At 48.8% G+C, this 22,670-nt stretch carries 24 protein-coding genes and 1 tRNA gene; 22 read left to right on the forward strand and 3 right to left on the reverse strand.

The annotated features are described in order from the left end of the window. Positions 1-4 precede the first annotated feature (4 nt). Positions 5-451, forward strand: coding sequence for a flavodoxin (locus NQ502_RS16340; RefSeq protein ID WP_028527327.1), 447 nt, complete (start codon positions 5-7; stop codon positions 449-451). Positions 452-467: 16 nt separating this feature from the next. Then, the gene (locus NQ502_RS16345) at positions 468-749 is read left to right on the forward strand and encodes a DUF2325 domain-containing protein (RefSeq protein WP_028527326.1); all 282 of its coding nucleotides are present in this window, start codon (positions 468-470) and stop codon (positions 747-749) included. 16 nt (positions 750-765) lie between these two features. Here NQ502_RS16345 and NQ502_RS16350 read toward each other — a convergent pair whose 3' ends face one another. Next, on the reverse strand, positions 766-1,146 hold the full coding sequence (locus tag NQ502_RS16350; RefSeq protein WP_028527325.1) for a metal-dependent transcriptional regulator: 381 nt from the start codon (positions 1,144-1,146) through the stop codon (positions 766-768). 274 nt (positions 1,147-1,420) lie between these two features. On the opposite strand from NQ502_RS16350, the gene NQ502_RS16355 reads away from it, so the two are divergent. The 19 genes from NQ502_RS16355 to NQ502_RS16445 all read left to right on the forward strand — a co-directional run bounded on the left by NQ502_RS16355 (position 1,421) and on the right by NQ502_RS16445 (position 20,107). Further along, a complete protein-coding gene (locus NQ502_RS16355) occupies positions 1,421-1,633 on the forward strand; it encodes a FeoA family protein (protein WP_341349383.1) in 213 nt (70 codons plus the stop codon). A 28-nt stretch (positions 1,634-1,661) separates the two neighbouring features. Then, the gene (locus tag NQ502_RS16360) at positions 1,662-1,883 is read left to right on the forward strand and encodes a FeoA family protein (protein ID WP_028527323.1); all 222 of its coding nucleotides are present in this window, start codon (positions 1,662-1,664) and stop codon (positions 1,881-1,883) included. 43 nt (positions 1,884-1,926) lie between these two features. Continuing rightward, positions 1,927-4,107 carry a ferrous iron transport protein B gene (feoB, locus tag NQ502_RS16365; protein WP_028527322.1) on the forward strand — a complete coding sequence of 727 codons (2,181 nt, stop codon included), beginning with the start codon at positions 1,927-1,929 and terminating at the stop codon, positions 4,105-4,107. Positions 4,108-4,128: 21 nt separating this feature from the next. Beyond that, a complete protein-coding gene (locus NQ502_RS16370) occupies positions 4,129-4,317 on the forward strand; it encodes a FeoB-associated Cys-rich membrane protein (protein ID WP_044982927.1) in 189 nt (62 codons plus the stop codon). 20 nt (positions 4,318-4,337) lie between these two features. Beyond that, on the forward strand, positions 4,338-4,721 hold the full coding sequence (locus NQ502_RS16375) for a Fur family transcriptional regulator (protein WP_083963122.1): 384 nt from the start codon (positions 4,338-4,340) through the stop codon (positions 4,719-4,721). Between the two features lie 95 nt (positions 4,722-4,816). Next, complete coding sequence (locus NQ502_RS16380) at positions 4,817-5,581, forward strand: nitroreductase family protein (protein WP_028527320.1); 765 nt, start codon at positions 4,817-4,819, stop codon at positions 5,579-5,581. Between the two features lie 57 nt (positions 5,582-5,638). Then, positions 5,639-5,711 (forward strand) — tRNA-Gly (locus NQ502_RS16385). A gap of 108 nt (positions 5,712-5,819) precedes the next feature. Then, positions 5,820-6,779: an SH3 domain-containing protein gene (locus NQ502_RS16390; RefSeq protein ID WP_028527319.1), complete on the forward strand. Its 960-nt coding sequence runs from the start codon at positions 5,820-5,822 to the stop codon at positions 6,777-6,779. 227 nt (positions 6,780-7,006) lie between these two features. Continuing rightward, entirely contained in the window at positions 7,007-7,318 is a 312-nt protein-coding gene (locus tag NQ502_RS16395) for a hypothetical protein (protein WP_028527318.1), read from the forward strand. A 110-nt stretch (positions 7,319-7,428) separates the two neighbouring features. After that, the gene (locus NQ502_RS16400; protein WP_028527317.1) at positions 7,429-8,253 is read left to right on the forward strand and encodes a purine-nucleoside phosphorylase; all 825 of its coding nucleotides are present in this window, start codon (positions 7,429-7,431) and stop codon (positions 8,251-8,253) included. Between the two features lie 26 nt (positions 8,254-8,279). Beyond that, positions 8,280-9,218 carry an alpha/beta fold hydrolase gene (locus tag NQ502_RS16405; RefSeq protein WP_028527316.1) on the forward strand — a complete coding sequence of 313 codons (939 nt, stop codon included), beginning with the start codon at positions 8,280-8,282 and terminating at the stop codon, positions 9,216-9,218. Then, complete coding sequence (gene malQ, locus NQ502_RS16410; RefSeq protein ID WP_028527315.1) at positions 9,215-10,690, forward strand: 4-alpha-glucanotransferase; 1,476 nt, start codon at positions 9,215-9,217, stop codon at positions 10,688-10,690. Before NQ502_RS16405 ends, malQ begins: the two co-directional genes overlap by 4 nt. A 17-nt stretch (positions 10,691-10,707) precedes the next feature. Continuing rightward, positions 10,708-12,444: an ABC transporter ATP-binding protein gene (locus tag NQ502_RS16415; RefSeq protein ID WP_028527314.1), complete on the forward strand. Its 1,737-nt coding sequence runs from the start codon at positions 10,708-10,710 to the stop codon at positions 12,442-12,444. Next, positions 12,441-14,180 (forward strand): ABC transporter ATP-binding protein, encoded by a 1,740-nt coding sequence (locus NQ502_RS16420; RefSeq protein ID WP_028527313.1) that lies wholly within the window; start codon positions 12,441-12,443, stop codon positions 14,178-14,180. Before NQ502_RS16415 ends, NQ502_RS16420 begins: the two co-directional genes overlap by 4 nt. 169 nt (positions 14,181-14,349) lie before the next feature. Then, positions 14,350-15,117 (forward strand): ABC transporter ATP-binding protein, encoded by a 768-nt coding sequence (locus tag NQ502_RS16425; protein WP_028527312.1) that lies wholly within the window; start codon positions 14,350-14,352, stop codon positions 15,115-15,117. A gap of 12 nt (positions 15,118-15,129) precedes the next feature. Continuing rightward, a complete protein-coding gene (locus NQ502_RS16430) occupies positions 15,130-17,763 on the forward strand; it encodes an extracellular solute-binding protein (protein ID WP_028527311.1) in 2,634 nt (877 codons plus the stop codon). Between the two features lie 20 nt (positions 17,764-17,783). Further along, a complete protein-coding gene (phnW, locus tag NQ502_RS16435; RefSeq protein ID WP_028527310.1) occupies positions 17,784-18,887 on the forward strand; it encodes a 2-aminoethylphosphonate--pyruvate transaminase in 1,104 nt (367 codons plus the stop codon). Beyond that, positions 18,877-19,647, forward strand: coding sequence for a phosphonoacetaldehyde hydrolase (phnX, locus tag NQ502_RS16440; protein ID WP_028527309.1), 771 nt, complete (start codon positions 18,877-18,879; stop codon positions 19,645-19,647). The genes phnW and phnX overlap by 11 nt, the downstream gene beginning before the upstream one ends. Positions 19,648-19,747: 100 nt before the next feature. Continuing rightward, positions 19,748-20,107, forward strand: a complete 360-nt coding sequence (locus NQ502_RS16445) for a hypothetical protein (protein WP_028527308.1) — start codon at positions 19,748-19,750, stop codon at positions 20,105-20,107. A 119-nt stretch (positions 20,108-20,226) separates the two neighbouring features. On the opposite strand, the gene NQ502_RS16450 is transcribed toward NQ502_RS16445, so the two are convergent. Both NQ502_RS16450 and NQ502_RS16455 read right to left on the reverse strand, forming a co-directional pair. Then, positions 20,227-21,021, reverse strand: a complete 795-nt coding sequence (locus NQ502_RS16450; RefSeq protein WP_028527307.1) for a 5-deoxy-glucuronate isomerase — start codon at positions 21,019-21,021, stop codon at positions 20,227-20,229. 97 nt (positions 21,022-21,118) lie between these two features. Continuing rightward, positions 21,119-21,646 carry a VanZ family protein gene (locus NQ502_RS16455; protein WP_044982925.1) on the reverse strand — a complete coding sequence of 176 codons (528 nt, stop codon included), beginning with the start codon at positions 21,644-21,646 and terminating at the stop codon, positions 21,119-21,121. Positions 21,647-21,802: 156 nt separating this feature from the next. On the opposite strand from NQ502_RS16455, the gene thyA reads away from it, so the two are divergent. Next, complete coding sequence (gene thyA / locus NQ502_RS16460; RefSeq protein ID WP_028527305.1) at positions 21,803-22,651, forward strand: thymidylate synthase; 849 nt, start codon at positions 21,803-21,805, stop codon at positions 22,649-22,651. The last annotated feature ends 19 nt before the right edge of the window (positions 22,652-22,670 follow it).

Genomic DNA, 22,670 nt, shown 5'->3' on the forward strand with positions numbered 1-22,670 from the left:
GATTATGAATCAGGTAGTTGTAACGTATTGGAGCGGTTCGGGGAACACACAGGAGATGGCAGAGCTGATCGGACAGGGCGTGCGGGATGCAGGACAGTCCGTGAGCGTGATACCGGTGGATGAGATGAAGGCCGCGGATTTGAAAGAATACCAGGCCTTTGCACTTGGCTGCCCGTCGATGGGCGCAGAGGAACTGGAAGAAACCATCATGGAACCTTTTGTAGAGGAAGTAGAAAGATTTGCGGGAGGCAAAAAAATTGCACTGTTTGGTTCTTACGGATGGGGCGATGGCGAATGGATGCGCAATTGGGTAACACGGATGGAGAATGCAGGAGCATCGGTATTCGGAGGAGAAAATGCAATCTGTGTGGAGGCGCCGGATGACCAGGCAAAAGAGATGTGCCTGAATTTGGGAAGACAGCTCGCCGGTCTCGTGGGAAAGGCGGCATAAAACAGGGGGAATTACTATGAGTGTTGTGATCGTGGGCGGCCATGACCGCATGGTCTGCTATTATAAAAAAATCTGTAAACAGTATCGGTGCAAAGCAAAAGTATTTACGCAGATGCCGGCAGATCTGAATAAAAAGATCGGTACACCGGATCTGCTGGTACTGTTTACGAATACGGTATCGCATAAGATGGTGAAGTGTGCGATGGAGGAGGCGAAAAGAAATGAAATTCCGGTCGTTCGCTGTCACACAAGCAGTAAAGCAGCACTGACAGACATTCTGGAAAAACAGTGCGTATAAAAAAGAAAAAAGGGGATCAGTCCCCTTTTTTTAAACCGTGTATCGCATGAGTCTTGATAGCTTCAAAACTCTCTGCGCTGATCACATGCTCGATACGGCAGGCATCATCGATTGCGGTCTCTTTATTTACGCCAAGGTGTACCAGCCAGTCTGACAGCATGGTATGTCGTTCATACATTGTGGTGGCAATTTCACGTCCGGCATCAGTCAGTGTGATAAAACCATCCTTATCCATTTCAATATAGCCATTTTCCCGCAGGTTTTTCATGGCGACACTGATGCTGGGTTTTGAATAATGAAGCTCATTTACGATGTCGATCGAACGCACTTCCGGTTTCTGTCTGCTAAGCATATAAATTGTTTCCAGATAATTCTCTGCAGATTCCTGTATTTTCACTTCAATCTCTCCTTGCTGGCTTACTAATAATTGAATTATGGTCTTTCATTACAGATGTATACAGCATAACATAGAAATAAAAAAATATCAAAGGATAAGCAGGTGATTGCCCTTTAAAAAAAGAAAAAGTTGGAAATAAGGTATTGACATTCCGGTTAGTTGATGCTAATCTTTAAGTGGTTAGAAAAAGCTAACTATCAAGAAAGTTTCTCGGCTTACTGAGAAGCTTTCCTGACATGCATGAATCGTAATAACGTTAGGAAAAGGAGTGAAGATGATGCCTTTAACATTGGCGAGAACAGGTGAAATTAATTCCATCAAGCGGATTGGCGGAAAAGACGAGGTAAGACGTTTTCTTGAGAATCTGGGATTCGTAGCAGGCAGTTCTGTAACTGTTGTGTCGGAGAATAACGGGAATGTGATTGTTAATGTGAAAGAGTCCCGTGTCGCGATCAGCCGGGAAATGGCAAATAAGATTATGATATAAAACGAGGGGAAAGGAGACATCATAAGTTATGAACACGTTAAAAGATGTAAAGTGCGGGCAGACAGTTTCTGTTGTGAAGCTTCATGGTGAAGGCGCTGTCAAACGCCGGATCATGGATATGGGTATTACAAAAGGAACAGAGGTGTTTGTTCGTAAAGTTGCGCCGCTGGGTGACCCGGTGGAAGTAAATGTGCGCGGTTATGAGCTGTCATTGCGGAAAGCGGATGCACAGATGATTGAAGTGCAGTGAACAGTTAGGGAAGACTAATAAATATTAAGGAGGAGAACAGCATATGTCAGTTAAAATAGCGCTTGCGGGAAACCCAAACAGCGGTAAGACAACACTGTTTAATGCGTTGACCGGATCGAATCAATTCGTAGGAAACTGGCCTGGCGTAACAGTAGAGAAAAAGGAAGGAAAATTAAAAGGTCAGAAAGATGTTGTGATCATGGACCTTCCGGGAATCTACTCCCTGTCGCCGTATACGCTGGAAGAAGTGGTTGCAAGAAACTATCTGATCGGGGAGCGTCCGGATGCAATATTGAATATTGTGGATGGAACGAATCTGGAGAGAAATCTCTATCTCACAACACAGCTGATGGAACTGGGAATACCGGTAATCATGGCGATCAATATGATCGATCTGGTGCGAAAAAAGGGAGATCAGATCGATATCCGGAAACTTTCGAAAGAACTGGGATGTGAGGTCGTAGAGATCTCTGCGCTGAAAGGTGACGGTGTGAAAAATGCGGCGGAAAAGGCAGTGCGCATTGCACAGAATAAAAGCGCCAGGCCGCCCGTTCATACGTTTGGAGAAGAAACAGAGACGGCGCTGGAAGAGATTCAGACCCGGATCGGCGCTGAGATTCCTGCGGAACAGAAACGGTTTTACGCAGTAAAGCTGTTTGAACGGGATGATAAGATTACGGAACAGATGTCAAATGTGCCGGACGTCGAGAACATTATCCTTGATACGGAACGCGTGATGGAGGACGATGCGGAGAGCATTATTACGAATGAACGCTACATATATATTGCATCCGTCATAAAAAAATGCTATGTGAAAAAGAACAGAGAGAAGCTTACGATGTCGGATAAGATCGACCGTATTGTGACAAATCGTTTCCTGGCGATTCCGATTTTTGCGGTGGTCATGTATCTCGTTTACTTTGTGTCTGTTACGACGGTTGGAACCTGGGCGACTGACTGGGCAAATGACGGCGTATTTGGTGAAGGATGGAGCCTGTTTGGACTTCAGATTCCGGGCATTCCCGGAGTTGTGAGTGATCTGCTGACTTCCATTGGCTGCGCGGACTGGCTGCAGGGACTGATTGTGGATGGAATCATCGGAGGCGTCGGGGCTGTGCTTGGGTTTGTTCCTCAGATGCTGGTGCTGTTTATCTTTCTGGCATTTCTGGAGGCATGCGGTTACATGGCGCGTATTGCATTTATCATGGACCGGATTTTCCGCAGATTCGGACTTTCCGGAAAGTCATTTATTCCGATGCTCATCGGCACCGGCTGCGGGGTTCCCGGAGTCATGGCTTCCAGAACGATTGAAAATGACCGCGACAGAAAGATGACGATCATGACGACGACATTTATCCCGTGCGGCGCGAAGCTGCCGATTATCGCATTGATCGCGGGTGCATTATTCGGAGGAGCTTCCTGGGTGGCGCCGAGTGCTTACTTTGTCGGAATCGCGGCGATTATCTGTTCAGGAATTATTTTAAAAAAGACGAAGATGTTTGTGGGCGATCCGGCACCGTTCGTTATGGAGCTTCCTGCATATCACCTGCCGACTGTCGGAAATGTACTGCGCAGCATGTGGGAGCGCGGATGGTCCTTCATTAAAAAGGCGGGTACAATCATTCTGTTATCGACCATCTTTATCTGGTTTACATCGAATTTTGGATTTGTGGATGGAAAATTCGGAATGGTAGAAGATTTAAGTGACGGTCTTCTGGCTGCGATCGGATCTGCACTCGCATGGCTGTTCAAACCTCTGGGCTGGGGGAACTGGCAGGCAGCTGTAGCAGCAATCACGGGTCTTGTTGCCAAGGAGAATGTTGTCGGTACGTTTGGCATTCTGTACGGTTTTGCAGAGGTTGCCGAGGACGGTGCGGAAGTCTGGGGGACACTCTCAGCAAGCTTTACTGCAGCGGCAGCGTACTCTTTCCTGGTGTTCAATCTTCTGTGTGCACCCTGTTTTGCGGCGATCGGAGCGATCAAACGGGAGATGAACAGTATGAAATGGACCTGGTTTGCGATCGGCTACCAGACGGTCTTCGCCTATGCGGTATCCCTGTGCGTATACCAGATCTGGAACTGTATTGCAGGAGGAGGATTTACCATCGGGACGGCAGTCGCGCTCCTGCTCGTGATCGGATTCATCTATCTGCTTTTCAGACCGTATAAAGAGAGTAAGACATTAAATGTATCAGTGAAAGGCATGAAGAAGGCAAAAGCCTGAATATAAGAAGGAAGGGGTATTATGCTCGGATTGATTACTGACAACCTGGCAACGATAATCATCGGACTTATCTTATTGGGCATTATCCTGCTGGTGGTGCGCAGTATGCGCAGAGATAAAAAAGCAGGGAAATCCTGCGGCAGCTGCGGGGGCGGCTGCGGAGGGTGCTCGGGCGCATCGATATGTCATTCGGATAAAAAAGTCAGGTAAGGCGGAAAGGCGGGAAGACGATGTGGACACAGGAGGAAATCATTCAGGAACTGCGTAGAAGAGGTAAACGGGTAACACAGCAGCGGCGGGAACTGATTGAGATTATTCTGGAAACAGACTGGACTTCCAGCAAGGAAATTTACTATGAGGCCGTTCGACAGGGACAGAACATTGGCATGGCGACTGTTTACAGGATGCTGAATGTGTTGGAAGAGATCGGTGCAGTCGACCGGAGAAGCTATCAGATGGTGGAGGAGGAGAAGGAATCTGTTTCCATTATATTTAATCATGGGGAAACAGATGAGAAAAACAGAGAGCTATACCAGAAGATAAAAAGAGTTTTGAGGGAAAATGGCTGTCTGGGAGACCAGGAGTTCAGTATGGTCATCCGTGTTGAATCATAAATTTTATTGTTTGTTGTGAAAAAATTCATAATTATCATCTTGAAATAAATGAAAGATATGTTACAATAATATTACAAAAAAATAAGGGTGATATTATGAATTTATATGAGGCAGTGTATGCCAGGAAATCTGTGCGCAGCTTCGCACAGGATGTAGTCAGCGTGAAAGTGCTTGATGGAATCAAAAAGTTTTATCAGGAAGTAGAGGGTTTATTCACCGGTATCGAGACCGATCTGGTTATCGTAGATAAGCGGAAAGACAACAAATGCGGTATCGGCCTGGCGAGTGTCAGGGCCCCCTACTATCTTGCTTTATATACAACTGAGCAGGAGAAATGCATGATGAATGCCGGATATATCATGCAGCAGATGGTCCTCTATCTCTGCAGCCATGGGCTGGGAAGCTGCTACGTCGGCATGAAAGTGATGAAGCCGTCCATGAGAAAGAGAAATGACAAGACGCTTGTATGTCTTGTGGCATTCGGCAAAAGCAAAGGGGGATATACACGTAAAATATCAGAGGCGAAAAGAATGGACCTGAAAGAACTCTGTGTGTATAAGGAGAAGCCGAGGCTTTGGATGAACCAGCTCCTGGAGGCGGGGAGGCTGGCACCGTCCAGTATGAATTCCCAGCCGTGGAGGTTTGTTGTGTATGACAACAGAATTCACGTCTTCTCCAAACGGCATAAGTCCAATCAGCTGGGAAAATATACGGAGCTTAATTTTGGCATTCTGTTCAGCAACATGATGGCGGTGGCGGAGGAGCTGTGGCTCGATGTCGATCTGATCCGACTGGAAGGGATCAGCCAGAAAACATTTCCGAACAGTCAGTACGTATTAAGCGTAATTTTAAGGGCATAAAGGTGTTGACAAGTGATGGGATTTATAGTATATTATAAATCGGTCAGTAAATGACAGGCGCGAGTGGCTCAGTTGGTGGAGCGCGACCTTGCCAAGGTCGAGGCCGCGGGTTCGAGTCCCGTCTCGCGCTCTTACGTTTGAGAGTCTTGGAATACGCAGGTTGCGGATTTCAGGGCTTTTTGTTTTTATGATACGGGAACAGTGTTTCCTGATTACAGCAGTGGAGAGGAGAGTATTTATGATGAGACGAAGCAGGAAGGTTGTGTTGGCTGCTCTGATGGTTGGTTGCATGGCAGCAATCGTTACCGGATGTAAGGATAAAGGGGAAGGGACAGCATCCGTTTCAGCGGCTGAACCCCAGAAGTACGTATCCAAAGATGAAAATATGGTGATCTATCTGCCGGATGATACCTGGTCGACAGACGAGGAGAGCAATGACCTGCATATTTTTACTTCCGTGGACGGGCTGATCATGATTTCACATACGGCAAACGCGGGGGAGGAGATGTTCCCGGAGGAGGAAAAGGACCTGGAAAAAATCCTGGATGCGGAAGGGTATATAAGTGAAGGATACGAGGTGGAGGAATTTGAAAAAAATCAGATCTCTTCCATGAAATCATATAAGGCGGTCATCCGTTATACGGATAAGAAATCTACGTATACGTACGGCGTGTTATACGGAACGATACTGGGCGATGATGTTTATCTTGCGAGTGCGATGGTGCTCAGTGACGATCAGCAGACGCTTGAGGGAATCAAAAAGTCGGTATACGGTTTCGAGTGGACACCGGATGAAGTGCTGCAGCCTGAGGAGACAAAAGCGGCAGATGATGAGATTGTGACACCGGAGGTGACCTCTTTTCCAACACCGGAAGCCACGCCTGAGCTGACGCCCGAGGCAACGCCTGAGCCGACACCGGAAGCAACGCCTGAGCCGACACCGGAAGCCACGCCTGAACCGACACCGGAAGCCACCCCGGAACCGGCACCTGTCGCACCGGAGGATGTGACATCGCTGAACAGGGACGGTGTGTGCAGTTCACCCGCATATGTGAGAAGCGGTCCGAATACAGCAAGCTCGATTCTGGGCAGCCTGGAGCAGGGTGACACCGTAACTATTACAGGAGAGATCAGAAACTGGTATCAGATCTCTTATCAGGGCTCAACGGCATACATCTGCAAGGATTATATGCAGTAGACAGAAAAATGAAATTGTGCTATATTTAAAAAATAATAATGTTGGGGTCAAAAGTTTCTTTGACCCCATGATACCACGGATTGTTCCGCACAATGTGCTGCCACAATTCTGAAAACATTCGAAATCCGCCCTGCTCGGGCTACTTTCTCATGTTTTGCGGGTCCCCAAGTCATGCTTTTTGACCCTGGTATCAAAAAATATAGTATTCATTACAAAGGAGACGTACGATGGTAGCAACTTCAATATTATTCAGCAGGTCTTTTGAGATCTTCCTGATAGTGGCACTTGCAGTGATCACGGTTTTGCTGTTTACAGGAAATGGATCTTTTATGCTGAAGTCCAAGAACTCAACGAAAACCAGGACTCCGGAGGAAGAGAAAAAGCTGGGCAGACAGCTCAGTTATGTGACCGGAATCTGGCTTCTGGCGGAATTCCTGCTGTTGTTTTTCGGCAATTCAGCGATTGCCGGCATCATTTATATCGTAGTTATCGTAATTTCTATGATCATTCTGGTTAAATTTTTTAAGAATAATGGATAATAGAATCTGGGGATGGAAGGAAAGTAAATTTCCTCTGTCCCTGATTTTATCTCCGTAAGTCAAAGTCCCGCAGCCTGTGGGAATCAATGTAAACAGGAGGAAACGAAACTATGCAGAAGGAATTTGAACGTATCAGACGATGTGTGGATGTAATTCAGAGACGGGTGGATTTCATACCGAGAGCAGCGGTTGTGCTGGGGAGCGGCCTCGGTGATTTCGCGCGGAACATCGATGTAAAGGCAGTTTTGCCGTACCGGGAGATTCCCGGTTTTCCGATTTCCAGCGTGCCGGGACATGCGGGACAGTTTGTGTTCGGATATGTGGGAAGCCTTCCGGTGGTCGTGATGCAGGGCCGGGTACACTATTATGAAGGGTATACGATTCAGGATGTGGTATTACCCATCCGTGTGATGAAACTTCTCGGTGCGGATACGCTGCTGCTCACGAATGCGGCGGGCGGTCTGAATACGGAGTTTGCGGGTGGAAACCTGATGCTGATCACGGATCAGATCGCATCCTTTGTGCCGTCTGTGCTGCGTGGAGAAAACATGGAAGAACTCGGAGAACGTTTTCCGGATATGAGTGAAATATATGACCGTACGCTTAGAAATCTGGTGAAAGCATGTGCAGATGAACTGGGGATCGCATTGAAGGAAGGGGTTTACATTCAGCTCCCCGGACCGAATTACGAGTCACCTCACGAGGTGAAGATGTGCCGGATACTGGGCGCTGATGCAGTCGGAATGAGTACGGCATGCGAGGCTGTCGCGGCCAACCATATGGGCATGAAAATCTGCGGAATTTCCTGCATCACGAATCTGGCGTGCGGCATGACAGACAGACCTCTTTCACACGAGGAGGTACAGGAAGTATCAGCGCGTGTTACCGATACCTTTCAGAAGCTGGTACGCACAGTGCTGGAGCGTCTGGGATGATGAAGATAACGAAAGGGGAATGACTCATGGGAATGGAAGTACAGAAAGTGCGGTCCGGGACAGACGGGCTGCTGCTGGATGTGATAATCGGGGTGCCGGCGGGGATACCGCGCGGGGTCGTGCAGATATGCCATGGAATGAGTGAACACAAGGAGCGGTATCTGCCTTTTATGGAATATCTGAATCTTCAGGGATTTGCTGCGGTGATACATGACCATCGCGGACACGGAAACAGCGTGAAGAAGAAAGGGGACCTCGGCTATATGTATGGAGGCGGAGGCCGGGCGCTGGTTGAAGATACGTATCAGATCACGATGCTCTGCAAAAAACGATTCCCGGATCTTCCGTTTATTCTGTTTGGCCACAGCATGGGTTCACTGATTGCACGCGCATACACCAAACAGTATGACAGCGGACTGGATATGCTGATCCTCTCAGGATCACCTTCAGAAAATCCGATGCTGGGACTGGGAAAATGTGTGGCTCATTTGGAAAAATTTATATTTGGGGACCGCCACAAAAGCCGTCTGATCGAATTTCTTTCCTTCGGGGGATTTGCCGGACGGTTTGCCGGGGAAAAGAACCGGTATGCCTGGATCTGTTCTGACAGGGATGTTTATCTGGAATATGAACGTTCACCGGAATGTGGATTTGTATTTACGGATGACGCGTACCTTGCGCTGTTTGAACTGATGAGCGAAGTATATTCTGAAAAGGGCTGGAAGTGCAGCAGGCCCGATCTGCCCGTATTATTTATCGGAGGAGGAGACGATCCGTGTATCGGGAGTGTCAGGAAATTTAAGAAAGCGCTGATATCGATGCGGCTGGCGGGTTACCGGAACGTAAAGGGAAAATTATATCCGGGGATGCGCCATGAAATTTTAAATGAGAGAGATAAGCGGAAAGTCTTTTCGGACGTCTGCAAATATATGAAAAAACAGTTGGAAAATGGAGAGAACAGATGAGAAGTAGTGGTATTTTGCTGCCGGTTGCATCGCTGCCGTCGAAATACGGTATCGGCAGTTTTTCAAAGGAAGCGTATGAATTCGTAGATCAGCTTGATAGGGCGGGACAGAAAATCTGGCAGATCCTGCCGCTGGGCCCGACCGGGTACGGCGATTCTCCGTACCAGTCTTTTTCCACGTATGCCGGCAACCCGTATTTCATCAACCTCGAGACACTGATCGAGGAGGGGCTTCTGACGGAAGCGGAGTGTGATGCGTTTACGTATGGAACCCATCCCGCATATATAGACTATGACAAGGTGTTTGATGCGCGCAATGTTCTGCTGAGAAAAGCGTACGAGAGGTTTGTTCCGGACGATGATTTTGGGGAATTTACGCGAAGCAACGGATATTGGCTGGAGGATTATGCACTGTACATGGCGATCAAGGACAGCCGCGAAGGCAGGAGCTGGACAGAGTGGGAGGAAGAACTGAGAGACCGGCAGCCAAGCGCGGTTCAGGCGATTCGTGAAGAGCTTGCATCTGAAATACAGTATTACAGGTTTAAACAGTATAAATTCTATACTCAATGGGATAAGCTAAAACGATATGCGAACGATAAAGGCATTCAGATCATTGGGGATATGCCGATCTATGTGGCCTTTGACAGCTCAGACGCATGGGCCAATCCCCTGCTGTTCCAGTTTGATGAACACAATCAGCCGGTTGCCGTGGCGGGCTGTCCGCCGGACTATTTTGCGCCAAAGGGACAGCTCTGGGGTAATCCGCTGTATAGCTGGGAGTATCACAGGGAAACCGGATACAGCTGGTGGGTACAGAGGATGCAGCACAGTCTGCGCCTGTACGATGTGGTCCGCGTCGACCATTTCCGTGGATTTGACGAGTACTATTCGGTACCCTTCGGAAACGAGACTGCGGAATTCGGACACTGGGAAAAAGGACCGGGTCTGGAACTGTTTCATGCACTCAAAGAAAAAGTGGACAATCTGAGCGTCATCGCTGAAGACCTGGGTTTTCTGACAGACAGTGTCCTTCAGCTTGTCAAGGATACCGGATACCCCGGAATGAAGGTGCTGGAGTTTGCATTTGATGACGGAGCAGACTGTCTTTATCTGCCGCATAATTTTGTACAGAATAGCATCGTGTATACGGGAACACATGATAATGACACGCTTGTTGGATGGATCGAGTCCATGGGAGAGCATACCAGAAATTATACGAAGGCGTATCTCGATCTGGAAGAAGATGATATGGAAAAGATGGTCTGGGCACTGATTCGTCTGGCACTCGGCAGTGTTGCCGAAAGAGCAGTCATTCCGATGCAGGATTATCTCTGCCTGGGAACAGAGGCACGGATTAATGTGCCGTCCACGCTTGGAAACAACTGGAAGTGGAGACTGCAGAAAGGGCAGTTCACAGATGAACTGGCTGACAGGATCCGCGGCATCAGTGCCGTATACGGTAGACTTTAAAGAATAGGGAAAAAGCTATGGGAAAGTTAGTAAAATACCTGAGGCATTATAAACTGCAGGCGATCGTAGGCCCGCTTTTTAAGATGCTGGAGGCCAGTTTTGAGCTGATCGTGCCGATTGTGATGGCAAATATCATTGACATCGGCATCAAAACCGGAGATCAGGGATATATCTGGAAGATGTGTCTGGTGCTGGTAGGGCTGGGAGTGCTGGGACTGACCTGTTCCCTGACGGCACAGTATTTTGCGGCGAAGGCGGCGCTTGGATTTGCAACAGAACTGCGCACAGATCTGTATGCTCATATCAACCGCTTTTCCTATCAGGAACTGGATACGATCGGAACCTCGACTCTGATCACCAGGATGACGAGTGATGTGAATCAGGTGCAGAATGGGGTAAACCTGCTTCTGCGTCTGTTTTCACGTGCACCGTTTATTGTGATCGGCGCGGTCGTTATGGCATTTACGATCAGCCCGCGCCTGACTCTGATTTTTCTGGCGGCGATTCCTCTGATCGGACTGGCCATTTTTCTGGCGGTCAGGCTGACGGTTCCGATATACCGAAAGGCACAGAATATACTGGATCGTGTTGTGCTCCTGACGCGGGAAAACTATGTGGGTTCACGTGTGGTGCGGGCGTTTTCAAGACAGGATGAGGAAATCCGGCAGTTTCAGGAGACGACAGAGTACCTGAAAAAAACCCAGCTTGCGGCAGGGCGCATCTCGGCAATGATGAACCCTGCCACGTATGTGCTGGTCAATCTTGCGATCATCTGTATTCTGCTCGCCGGAAGCCGCCAGGTGTACGAGGGAGTTATCACACAGGGCGAAGTGATCGCACTGGTGAATTATATGATGCAGATCCTGCTGGCTCTTGTGGCACTGGCAAACCTGATTGTAACCGTGATGAGGGCAACTGCGAGCGCTGTACGCGTGAATGAGGTGTTTGCCTGCAGGACGACCATGACGGATACGGGGAATGAAGAACAGACCGGAAAAAAGGACAGCCCGCGGGTCGTCTTTGATCACGTGACTTTTACGTATCATCACGCGAAAGAGCCGTCGCTTACAGATATCTCATTTGCAGCGGGGCGGGGCGAGACTATCGGTATCATCGGAGGAACGGGCTCCGGGAAATCGACGCTGGTTCAGCTGATTCCGAGATTTTATGACTGTGGAGAAGGAAGAGTTCTGGTGGACGGTGTCGATGTGAAGCGGTATCCGTTTTCACAGCTCCGCAAAAAAATCGGTATCGTACCCCAGAAAACCATGCTGTTTGCAGGGACGATCCGGGAGAATCTGAGATGGGGAAAAGATGATGCCACACAGCAGGAGATGGATGAGGCCCTGACGACGGCACAGGCAAAAGAATTTGTCAGCGAAAAGCCGGAGGGACTCGATACTGTGGTGGCAGCGGGGGGCAAAAATTTTTCCGGCGGTCAGAGGCAGCGGCTTACGATTGCAAGGGCATTCGTCGGAAAGCCGGACATTCTGATACTGGATGACAGCGCATCGGCACTTGACTTTGCTACGGATGCAGCGCTTCGGGCGGCTATCCGCCGGGATACGGGGGATGCCACCGTTTTTTTGGTATCGCAGAGAGCTGCCACCGTTAAAAACGCGGACTGTATTCTCGTGTTGGATGACGGGAGAATGGTTGGAAAAGGGACACACCAGGAGCTGCTGAAGACGTGTGAGGTTTACCGGGAGATCTGCCTGTCCCAGTTTTCGAAAGAGGAGGTGGCGGGGTTATGACGAGCAGAGAAACAGCGAAAAGGGTCCTGAGACTGATCCGGCCGTATGGCGCCTGGATACTCCTGACCCTGACCCTGGCTACCGTGACGGTTATGACAACGCTCTATGCGCCTGTGCTGATCGGAAATGGTGTGGATTATCTGATCGGAAAGGAAAATGTGGTGTTTTCCGGGCTGACAGCCATCGTGGTGAAACTGGCCGTCATCGTGGGAGTGACGGCACTGTCTCAGTGGCTGATGGGACTGGTGACGAATCATATTACGTATGAGATCGTCCAGAGTCTCCGCGATAATGCATTCGACCATATGCAGAAACTCCCGCTGGCATATCTCGACCGGAATCAGCCCGGAGATATGATCAGCCGTATCTCCACAGATGTAGACCAGTTTGCAGACGGACTCCTGATGGGATTTACACAGCTGTTCACTGGGATTATGACGATCGTCGCGACTTTTGGCTTTATGCTCTCGATCAATGTTAAGATAACATTCGTTGTCGTTGTGATCACGCCGCTCTCCATTTTTGTGGCGAATTTCATCGCAAAACGGACATTTGCAATGTTCCGAGAACAGTCAGAGGCGCGGGGAACACTCACGTCACTCGTGGAAGAGATGGTCGGCAATCAGAAGGTTGTTAAGGCGTTTTCCTATGAAGAACGCGCGGGGGAACGATTTGACGAGATTAATCAGCATCTGAACCGGTGCGGCGTGAGAGCTACCTTTTTTTCATCCATCACGAATCCTTCCACCAGATTTATCAACAGCCTTGTCTATACGGGAGTTGGTATCTTCGGCGCGCTCTCTGCGATCAAAGGAAATCTGTCCGTCGGACAGCTGTCCTGTTTTCTGAACTATGCCAACCAGTATACGAAGCCGTTCAATGAGATTTCCGGTGTGATCACAGAGCTTCAGAACGCACTCGCATCGGCGCGGCGGATCTTTGAACTGCTGGATGAGTCATCCGAGAAGCCGGATGCGCCGGACGCCGCGGTGCTTGATCCGGCAGACGGTACGGTTGCATTCGAACATGCGGCTTTCTCTTACCGGCCGGATGTGCCTCTGATCACGGACTTGAACCTGTCTGTACGTCCGGGGCAGCGGATCGCCATCGTCGGTCCGACTGGATGCGGAAAGACGACACTGATTAATCTGCTGATGCGCTTTTATGATATTCAGAGCGGGGAGATCAGAGTCAGCGGTTATCCGATCGATAAGATCACCCGCAGCAGCCTGCGCAGCAACTTTGGAATGGTGCTTCAGGATACCTGGCTGAAGTCCGGTACGATTCTGGAAAATATCGCATACGGAAAACCCGAGGCGACGAGGGATGAGGTGATTGCGGCTGCGAAACGGGCGCATGCCCACAGCTTCATCAAAAGGATGAAAGACGGGTATGAGACGTATGTGACGGAGGAGGGCGGCAGTATCTCACAGGGGCAGAAGCAGCTGCTTTGTATCGCGCGGGTCATGCTGATGGATCCGACCATGCTGATTCTGGATGAGGCGACTTCATCGATTGATACCATGACGGAGATCCGAATCCAGAAGGCGTTTGAGGAGCTGATGAAGGGACGTACTAGTTTTATCGTGGCACACAGGCTGTCCACGATCAGGACGGCAGACATGATACTCGTGATGAAAGATGGTAAGATCATCGAGACGGGAGATCATGAGACTCTGCTGGAGAAGGACGGGAGTTACGCGAAACTGTACAGGAGTCAGTTCGCGGTCTCCTGAAACGATAAAAAGCTGTGCAGTGACTTTTAAAATACTGCACAGCTTTTTTTGTTTACATTTTTTTTACAAAGAATTGAGCTGTACTTGATAGCCTGCAAAAATTCAGGCTGATATAATGACGGCATTGCAGTTGAAAAACGATTGGAAAGAAAAGGAGAATGGATCAGGTATGCTTGAATTAAAACATGTAAAAAAATCTTATGATAAGGTTACCATATTGGAAGATATCAGCATGGAGGTCGCAGACGGTGAGATCGTGTCAATTCTGGGACCTTCAGGGTGCGGAAAGACGACACTGTTAAATCTGATTCTAGGGATCACGGATGCAGATGAAGGAACGATTCTGTTTAACGGAGAGGATATCACGGATGTTCCCATGGAGCAGCGCGGATTCAATATTGTATTTCAGGATTATGCATTGTTTCCGAATTACAATGTATACAAAAACATTACATACGGACTGAGAAACAAACCGAACGTTTCTACGAAGGAGGAGGTAGATGAACTGATTTCCCTGCTGGAGCTTGGGGGACATCTGGAAAAACGGATTGATCAGCTGTCGGGCGGACAGAAGCAGAGGGTGGCACTCGCCCGGACGATGGTGATGAAGCCGAAGATTCTGCTGATGGATGAACCCTTGAGCGCACTGGACGGTGTGATCAAGGAGTCAATCAAGGACAGGATCAGGATGATTGCCAGGGAATTTGACTTGACGACTATTATCGTGACTCATGACCCGGAGGAAGCTCTGACACTGTCCGACCGTGTGATGATCGTCAATGACGGGGCTATCTCCCAGTACGGAAAACCGGAAGAAATCATCGCAGAGCCGAAGAACAGTTTTGTAAAGACGTTTATCCTGAATCAGCTGGAGATCAAAAAAAATAATATCTATTCCCTGTTTTCTGTCCGGAGTAATCCTGCGCAGGCTTTTTAGCGGGGGAACGTCATGCAGAAAACAAAGAGACGGGAACTGAAAATTATTTTTACGGTGCTGACTGTGATCTTTCTGATCTTTCTGGCAGTGCCGATCGCAAGGCTGCTGCTGAAATCATTTCTGACGGATGCGGGAGCCGGGGTCAGCAATTATCAGTCGGTATTGATGAAGAAAGGTTTTATGACTGCGCTCGGAAACAGTTTTCTGGTATCTTCTGTGAGTGCGGTGCTGACAACGTGTCTGGCATTTATCCTTGCTTACACCGTGCATTATACCAACCTGGGCAGGCGTTACAAGAAACTGATCGAGCGGACTGCGGTGCTTCCGATGCTGCTGCCGACCATCACGTATGGTTTTGCCATCATTTATTCTTTCGGCAGGCAGGGGCTGTTAAGCCGCCTGTTCGGAAGACAGCTGTTCGAGATATACGGGTTCAACGGACTGCTCCTCGGTTACGTTATCTATACGCTGCCGATTTCCTTCATGCTTCTGAACAATACGATGGGCTATATCGATAAAAAATTTATGGTCGTTTCCAGGATCATGAACGACTCTGCGTTTCGGATGTTTCGTGTAACCGTCCTTCGGCCCTTGCTCGGGACACTGGCGGCATCCTTTATTCAGACTTTTTTCCTGTGCTTTACGGATTTCGGAATACCAGCGTCGGTCGGCGGCGAATTCCAGGTAATTTCAAGTGTGCTGTACAGTGAGATGCTGGGAAGCGTGCCGGATTTTGGCAGAGGTGCCGTGGTTGCACTGGTGATGCTGATACCTTCCGCCGTGAGCATTGCGGTGCTTCGTTTCCTTGAAAAGTATAATATCCGTTATAACAGGATATCCGAAGTCGAACTGAAACGAAACAGGAGCAGAGATACGTTCTTCGCAGTTGTAAGTGGGGTTATCATGCTCAGTGTCATGTCAATCTTTGCGGTTATCTTTGTGATACCGTTCGTGGGAGACTGGCCGTATGATACGAACTTTACGCTGGAACACTTTAAGGCGGTATTCTCCGACAGTGCGCTGTCCGGTGTTTATACGAACTCCGTCGCGGTGGCTTTGGTCACTGCGGCAGCGGGGACACTGATCGCTTACGGAGCGGCGCTTATCACGGCCAGAAGTACGCTGGGGAAAAGGATGAAAAGCATCATAGAGGGTATCGCACTGGTGACAAACACCATTCCGGGCATGGTGCTCGGCCTCGCCTATCTGTTCAGCTTTTCAGGAAGCTTTATACAGAATACGTTCGGAATTATCGTTGTCTGCAACGTCGTACATTTTTTCTCGACGCCGTACCTGATGATGAAGAATTCCCTGGTCAAAATGAATGCATCCTGGGAGACGACAGCGATGCTGATGGGGGACAGCTGGACCAAAACAGTCGTGAGAGTGGTGACGCCGAATGCCCTGTCTACGCTGCTGGAAGTCTTCAGTTATTACTTTGTCAATGCCATGGTGACGATCAGTGCCGTAATCTTTATCGCGGGAGCCAGAACCATGGTCATCACAACGAAAATCAAAGAACTGCAGTATTATAACAAATTTAACGAGATATTTGTGCTGTCGCTGCTGATACTGGTGACAAATGCCGTCGGCAAATGGCTGTTCGGCAGACTTGCAAAATTAACAGAAAACAAGGAGAATCTGAGAATGTTTAAATTCACGAAACCGAAAAAGGTTATGACGGGAATGCTCACACTGACACTTGGCGTATCGGTACTTTCTATGACGGGCTGCGGGAAGTCCGCGGACGATCAGGTAGTCATCTATTCCAATGCAGACGATGAAGCAGTAGAGTGTATGAAACACGCGCTGGATGAAAATGGTTATGAGGGACAGTACATCCTGCAGACATTCGGGACCTCAGAGCTGGGCGGAAAACTGCTGGCGGAGGGGACAGACATCGAGTCTGATCTCGTGACCATGAGTACATTTTACGTTGACAGTGCAAGTGAGCAGAATCAGATGTTTATGGACCTGGCCTTTGATGTGGAGACACTGGAGGAATATCCGGCATACTGTGCTCCGATCACTGCGCAGGAGGGCACGATCATTCTCAACACGGAGATGATGGAGGAGAATAACCTTGCGGCGCCGGAGTCGATCAGGGACCTTGCCAACCCGGAATATAAGGATATGATCTCTGTAACAGATATTTCATCATCATCGACAGCCTGGCTGCTGATCCAGGCACTGGTATCGGAGTACGGGGAGGACGGAGCAAAAGAGGTGCTGACAGGAATTTACGACAACGCCGGTCCGCATATCGAGGAATCCGGGTCAGGACCGCTGAAAAAAGTACGTGCGGGGGAAGTGGCGATTGGTTTCGGTCTGAGACAGCAGGCGGTTGCCGACAAAGAAGAAGGGCTTCCGATCGATTTTGCAGACCCCAAAGAAGGAAACTTTTCACTGACAGAGTCGGTGGCTGTCGTGGACAAAGGCGATAAGACGAATCCAAAAGCGATGGAGATGGCGGAGTGCATCATTAAAAATGCCAGAGAAGAACTGCTCACATATTATCCGATCGCTATTTATGAAGGTGAGACGACAGACAGCCGGAATAAATCCGGCAATCCGAAAGTATTTGACGAAACGCTGACAGTTGATCTGCTGAAAGAGCATCAGGAATTGTCCGAGAGCTGCAAATAGACAATACGGGGAGAAAAATGATGAAAAATTACAAGTTACTGACACCGGGACCGCTGACAACAACGGAGACCGTAAAAAAAGAAATGATGTTTGATCATTGTACCTGGGATGACGACTATAAACAGATTACACAGAAGATCAGAAGCGGACTGTTAAGGCTGGCCCACGTTTCGCCGGAGACGTATACGGCGGTGCTGATGCAGGGAAGCGGAAGTTTTGGCGTGGAATCTGTGCTTACAAGTGTCATTGGAGCAGACGAAGAACTGCTGATTGTGACCAACGGTGCATACGGGGAACGCATGATAGAGATTGCATCACACGCAGGCATCCGGCATGAAGTCTATATGGAAGATTATAACCGTATTCCGGATGCAGGCAAAGTCAGAAAGATCCTAGCGGATCATCCTGAGCTGACGCACGTGGCCATGGTGCACAGTGAGACGACGTCAGGGATCCTGAATGATATCGAGGAGGTCGCAAAAGTCGTAAAAGACGCGGGAAAAGTCATGATCGCAGACGCCATGAGCAGCTTCGGCGGAGTGGATATTCCGGTGGAAGACTGGGGAATCGACTTTTTGATCAGCAGCGCGAATAAATGTATCCAGGGCGTGCCGGGATTTTCATTTATCATAGCAAGGAAGGACCTGCTGGAAGAAAGTGCAGGAAAGGCCAGGAGTCTTTCACTTGATCTGTATGACCAGTGGAAGACAATGAATGTGGACGGGAAATGGAGATTTACTTCACCGACACATACGGTGCTGGCTTTTGCGAAGGCGATGGAAGAGCTGGAAGCGGAAGGCGGAATACCCGCCAGAAGCAGGCGGTATGCAGACAATAACCGGCTGCTCATTGAAAAAATGGAGGAGATGGGATTCGAACCGTATATCAGAAACAAGTATCAGGGACCAATCATCACCACATTTCTCTATCCTGAAGACTGTAACTTTTCTTTCTCAGAAATGTATCAGTACGTAAAAGAACGGGGGTATGCCATTTACCCGGGCAAGGTGACAGAGGCGGATACATTCCGGATCGGAAATATCGGCGAGATTTACAGAGCTGATATCGACAGCCTGTGCAGCATTATAAGAGAATTTCTGGAGGTGAAAGAGAATGAACGGTAGACTGGAAGGGATAATTTTTGACTGGGCTGGAACGACGGTTGACTACGGGTGTTTTGCACCTGTCCAGGCATTCGTGGAAGTGTTCAGGCATTACGGAGTAGATCCGACAATGGATGAGGTACGTCAGCCAATGGGCATGCTGAAGATCGATCATATACGCACGATGCTCGCGATGCCGAGGATCAGACAGGAGTGGGTTTTGAAGCACGGGGACGCTCCCGGTGATGAGCATGCACAGGCCATGTATGGGCTGTTTGAGGAAAAACTGTTTGGAATCCTGCAGGATTTTGCAGTGCCGAAACCGGGCGTCACACAGCTGACGGAGGAGCTGCGTGCGAGAGGGATCGCCATCGGTTCTACCACAGGCTACACGGATGAGATGATGAGGGTGGTCGCACCGGCTGCCAAGAGCAGGGGATACGAGCCGGATGTGTGGTTTACTCCGGATTCCACAGGTCAGAAAGGACGGCCATACCCCTATATGATCTTTCGAAATATGGAGGCGCTCGGTCTCACAGACGTCAGAAATGTCGTAAAGGCCGGAGATACGGTATCCGATATCAGAGAGGGAAAGCATGCCGGCGTTTGGACGGTTGGCGTAATCAGCGGCAGTTCTGAGATGGGGCTTACACGGCAGGAGTATGAGACGTTGGATTCAGAGGAGCGCAGGCAGCGCGAAGACAAAGTCAGAGAGACATTTCTGGCGGCCGGTGCCGATCAGGTGATCCTGCATCTGGAAGAACTTCTGGATCTGATTTAGACAGATTTAAACATGTCACACCTGCGCAAATAGAGATTTACAAACTTCAGAAAAACAGGTATAATGATTACCATCGACTAATTACAAAGGAAGGTACATTATGCAAGGTGGAAATGAAAAGTTTTCGTACATTCTGCGTACGGTGGCGGGGGCATATCTGTGTTACCTGTCTTACAGCATTCTGCGCGCCGTAATGAATGGAGAAACAGGGGGGCACAGCGTACTGGTGTCAGTTTGCGCAGTCGCTTTTATCATAATTGGTGTAATCCTGATGGTGTGGGGTGTCCGCGGCATGAAGATGGTCAGTAAGCAGCAGGCCGAAGAGGCTGCCCAGGCAGAAGAAGTCCAGGAAGAAGAGACTGTGGAAACTCTTGAGGAGCAGACGGCAGAAGCGCTGGAAGATTCGGCAGCTGAAAACCAGGAAGAGCAGACGGCACAGGACGGAGAAAAAACCGAATAATCATTTATGTGTTTTTGTAATAAAAGAGCCGCAGCGGCATAACCGGGAACAGTTATGTGCTGCGGCTGTATTATTTACTGTGCATCTTCCTGTCCGAAAAAGCCGTTTTAACCATCGAATTACATATTAGATCCGTCCCAGATCTCGGCATTCGGGTCGAGCATCCATGCATGTGTCTCGTCGTCGATACGTGTTTTTACCCACGGATCGCCGTCGATATGGCGGATTCCCCATGTGTAGCACAGTGCATAGCCGGGGCATGCAACCATTGGATGCGGTTTTTCTGTGATGACAGCAAGTCCGTTGTGGCCGATCTCCACAACATCGCCGTTTACCCATCCGGCGCCGTAGCCCTGCGGTTTGTCGAAACGGAAGAAGTATACTTCCGGTTGCGGATGCCAGTGAGGCGGATAGCTTGACCAGCGTCCGGGCAGGTTCACAACTTCTCCGAGCACCATGTTGGAGTACGGAGCGTTTTCATAGTCAAAGCAGGTTCTTACATTTCTTCTTGTTGTTCCCTGGAGTTCATCCACACCGCGTGCCCAGGTGTCCGTATCTTCCGGCATGTACATTTTAGCTTCGAATGTGCGGTCATTTAATGTTTTCTGTACATAGAATACGCTGCTGGCATGAGCAGTGATCGTACAGGTATCGCCTTTGCAGAGATGCAGGCAGTAAGGATTGTAATCGAATGGGTTCGGACGGTCCATCTCTACCGTCTTGCCGCCAAATTCAACTTTGGCTTTTCCCTCAAACATAATCCATGCCATTTCCTTTTCTGTTTCCTGGAATGTGTAGGTATCGCCCTCTTCCATAAGCAGGAGAGCTACATCCATCATTGCCTTGATTCCTTCGCCTTCGTCGAGACGCAGATATTCATTATAACCACGTACAGGATCTTTTGAAATATACATTATGTATACCTCCCTTTCCTTAAAATATGATTGGTACTAAATATATGTACTAGTAACATTTTGACAGAGAATAAAAGGAACGTCAAGAGTAAATCGGTCAGCGCTTCTTCTTTTTCCGGTGTTTTTTCTTTTTGCCGTCACTGCTGCCCAGCAGCGCAGTGTAACAGACGATACGGACCAGCGTGATTCCGAAGAATGCGCCGACACAGTCGATGGCGACATCCCGTTTTGACGGACCTCTGCCCGCTACCAGGCTCTGGTGATACTCGTCGGTGCATGCGAAGCCGAAACAGATAAGGCCTGCCACAATAAGCAGCGGAAATCCCCGCAGTCCATACACGTACAGCGGAAAGGAAATCGCGACAGCCAGACAGAAATAAACTGCCATATGTGCGAGCTTTCGAACATAAACGTGAATCTTATCAATATAATAGTCCACACCATTGACAGAAAGGTCCTTATCCAGAATCTTTGCCCCGACTGTTACGATCTGATAGCTCACTTTATAGCTGAGCTGGCTGGACTCTTCCCCCGGCATTGCAGAAAAAGTAAAAATGATATACATCATGATAATGGCGGGGAGAAAAGAAAGGGGCTTCAATAAAAATATTATAAAACGTTTCATAAATTCCATTCCTCCAAAATTATGCCATTCACTATAGCACGACTGCGGCCGGATGTCAAAAATCTGTCAAAAATTCATTTAGATTCCTTTTACTTGAATTCGGGCAGGGGGTATATTATAATCAAAGAAGAGTTGGAACACAGAAAGGACGGTATGATGAGTTTAGCAGATCATTTATTCACAGACATGTGTACGGATATTATAGAGAATGGTTTCAGTACAGAGGGGGAAAAAGTGCGCCCCGTCTGGGAGGACGGAACTTCGGCATACACCATCAAACGATTTGGCGTGGTGAACAGGTACGATTTGTCGAAAGAGTTTCCGGCGCTCACGCTGCGGAAGACGGCATTGAAGAGTGCGTTTGATGAGATTCTGTGGATCTGGCAGAAAAAATCAAACAATATCAGAGATCTGAACAGTCATATCTGGGACAGCTGGGCGGATGAAGACGGTTCCATCGGGAAAGCGTACGGATATCAGCTCGGCGTAAAGCATGAATATAAAGAAGGCTGGATGGATCAGGTGGATCGTGTCCTGTTCGACCTGAAAAGCAATCCGTTCAGCCGGCGCATTATGACGAATATCTATGTGCATCAGGATCTGCATGAGATGAACCTCTATCCGTGCGCATATTCGATGACGTTCAATGTGACGCAGGAAAAAGAGAGCAGCAGGCTGACGCTGAACGCAGTCCTGAACCAACGTTCACAGGATGTGCTGGCTGCCAACAACTGGAATGTATGCCAGTATTCACTGCTTCTTATGATGATCGCACAGGTCTGCGGCATGAAAGCGGGGGAACTGCTGCATGTGATCGCGGACGCACACATATATGACCGCCACATACCGCTTGTAAAGGAATTGATCGCACGTCCGGCTTACGAGGCTCCGAAGGTATGGCTGAATCCTGAAATTACTGACTTTTATGATTTTACCGTGGCAGATCTTCACGTGGAAGGTTATGAAGCGGGACCGCAGATAAAGAATATTCCGATAGCGGTGTAGAAAAAGAAAGGGACGGGAA

Origin of the sequence: Ruminococcus gauvreauii (genome assembly GCF_025151995.1) — a bacterium.
Taxonomy (GTDB): Bacteria; Bacillota; Clostridia; order Lachnospirales; family Lachnospiraceae; genus Ruminococcus_G; species Ruminococcus_G gauvreauii.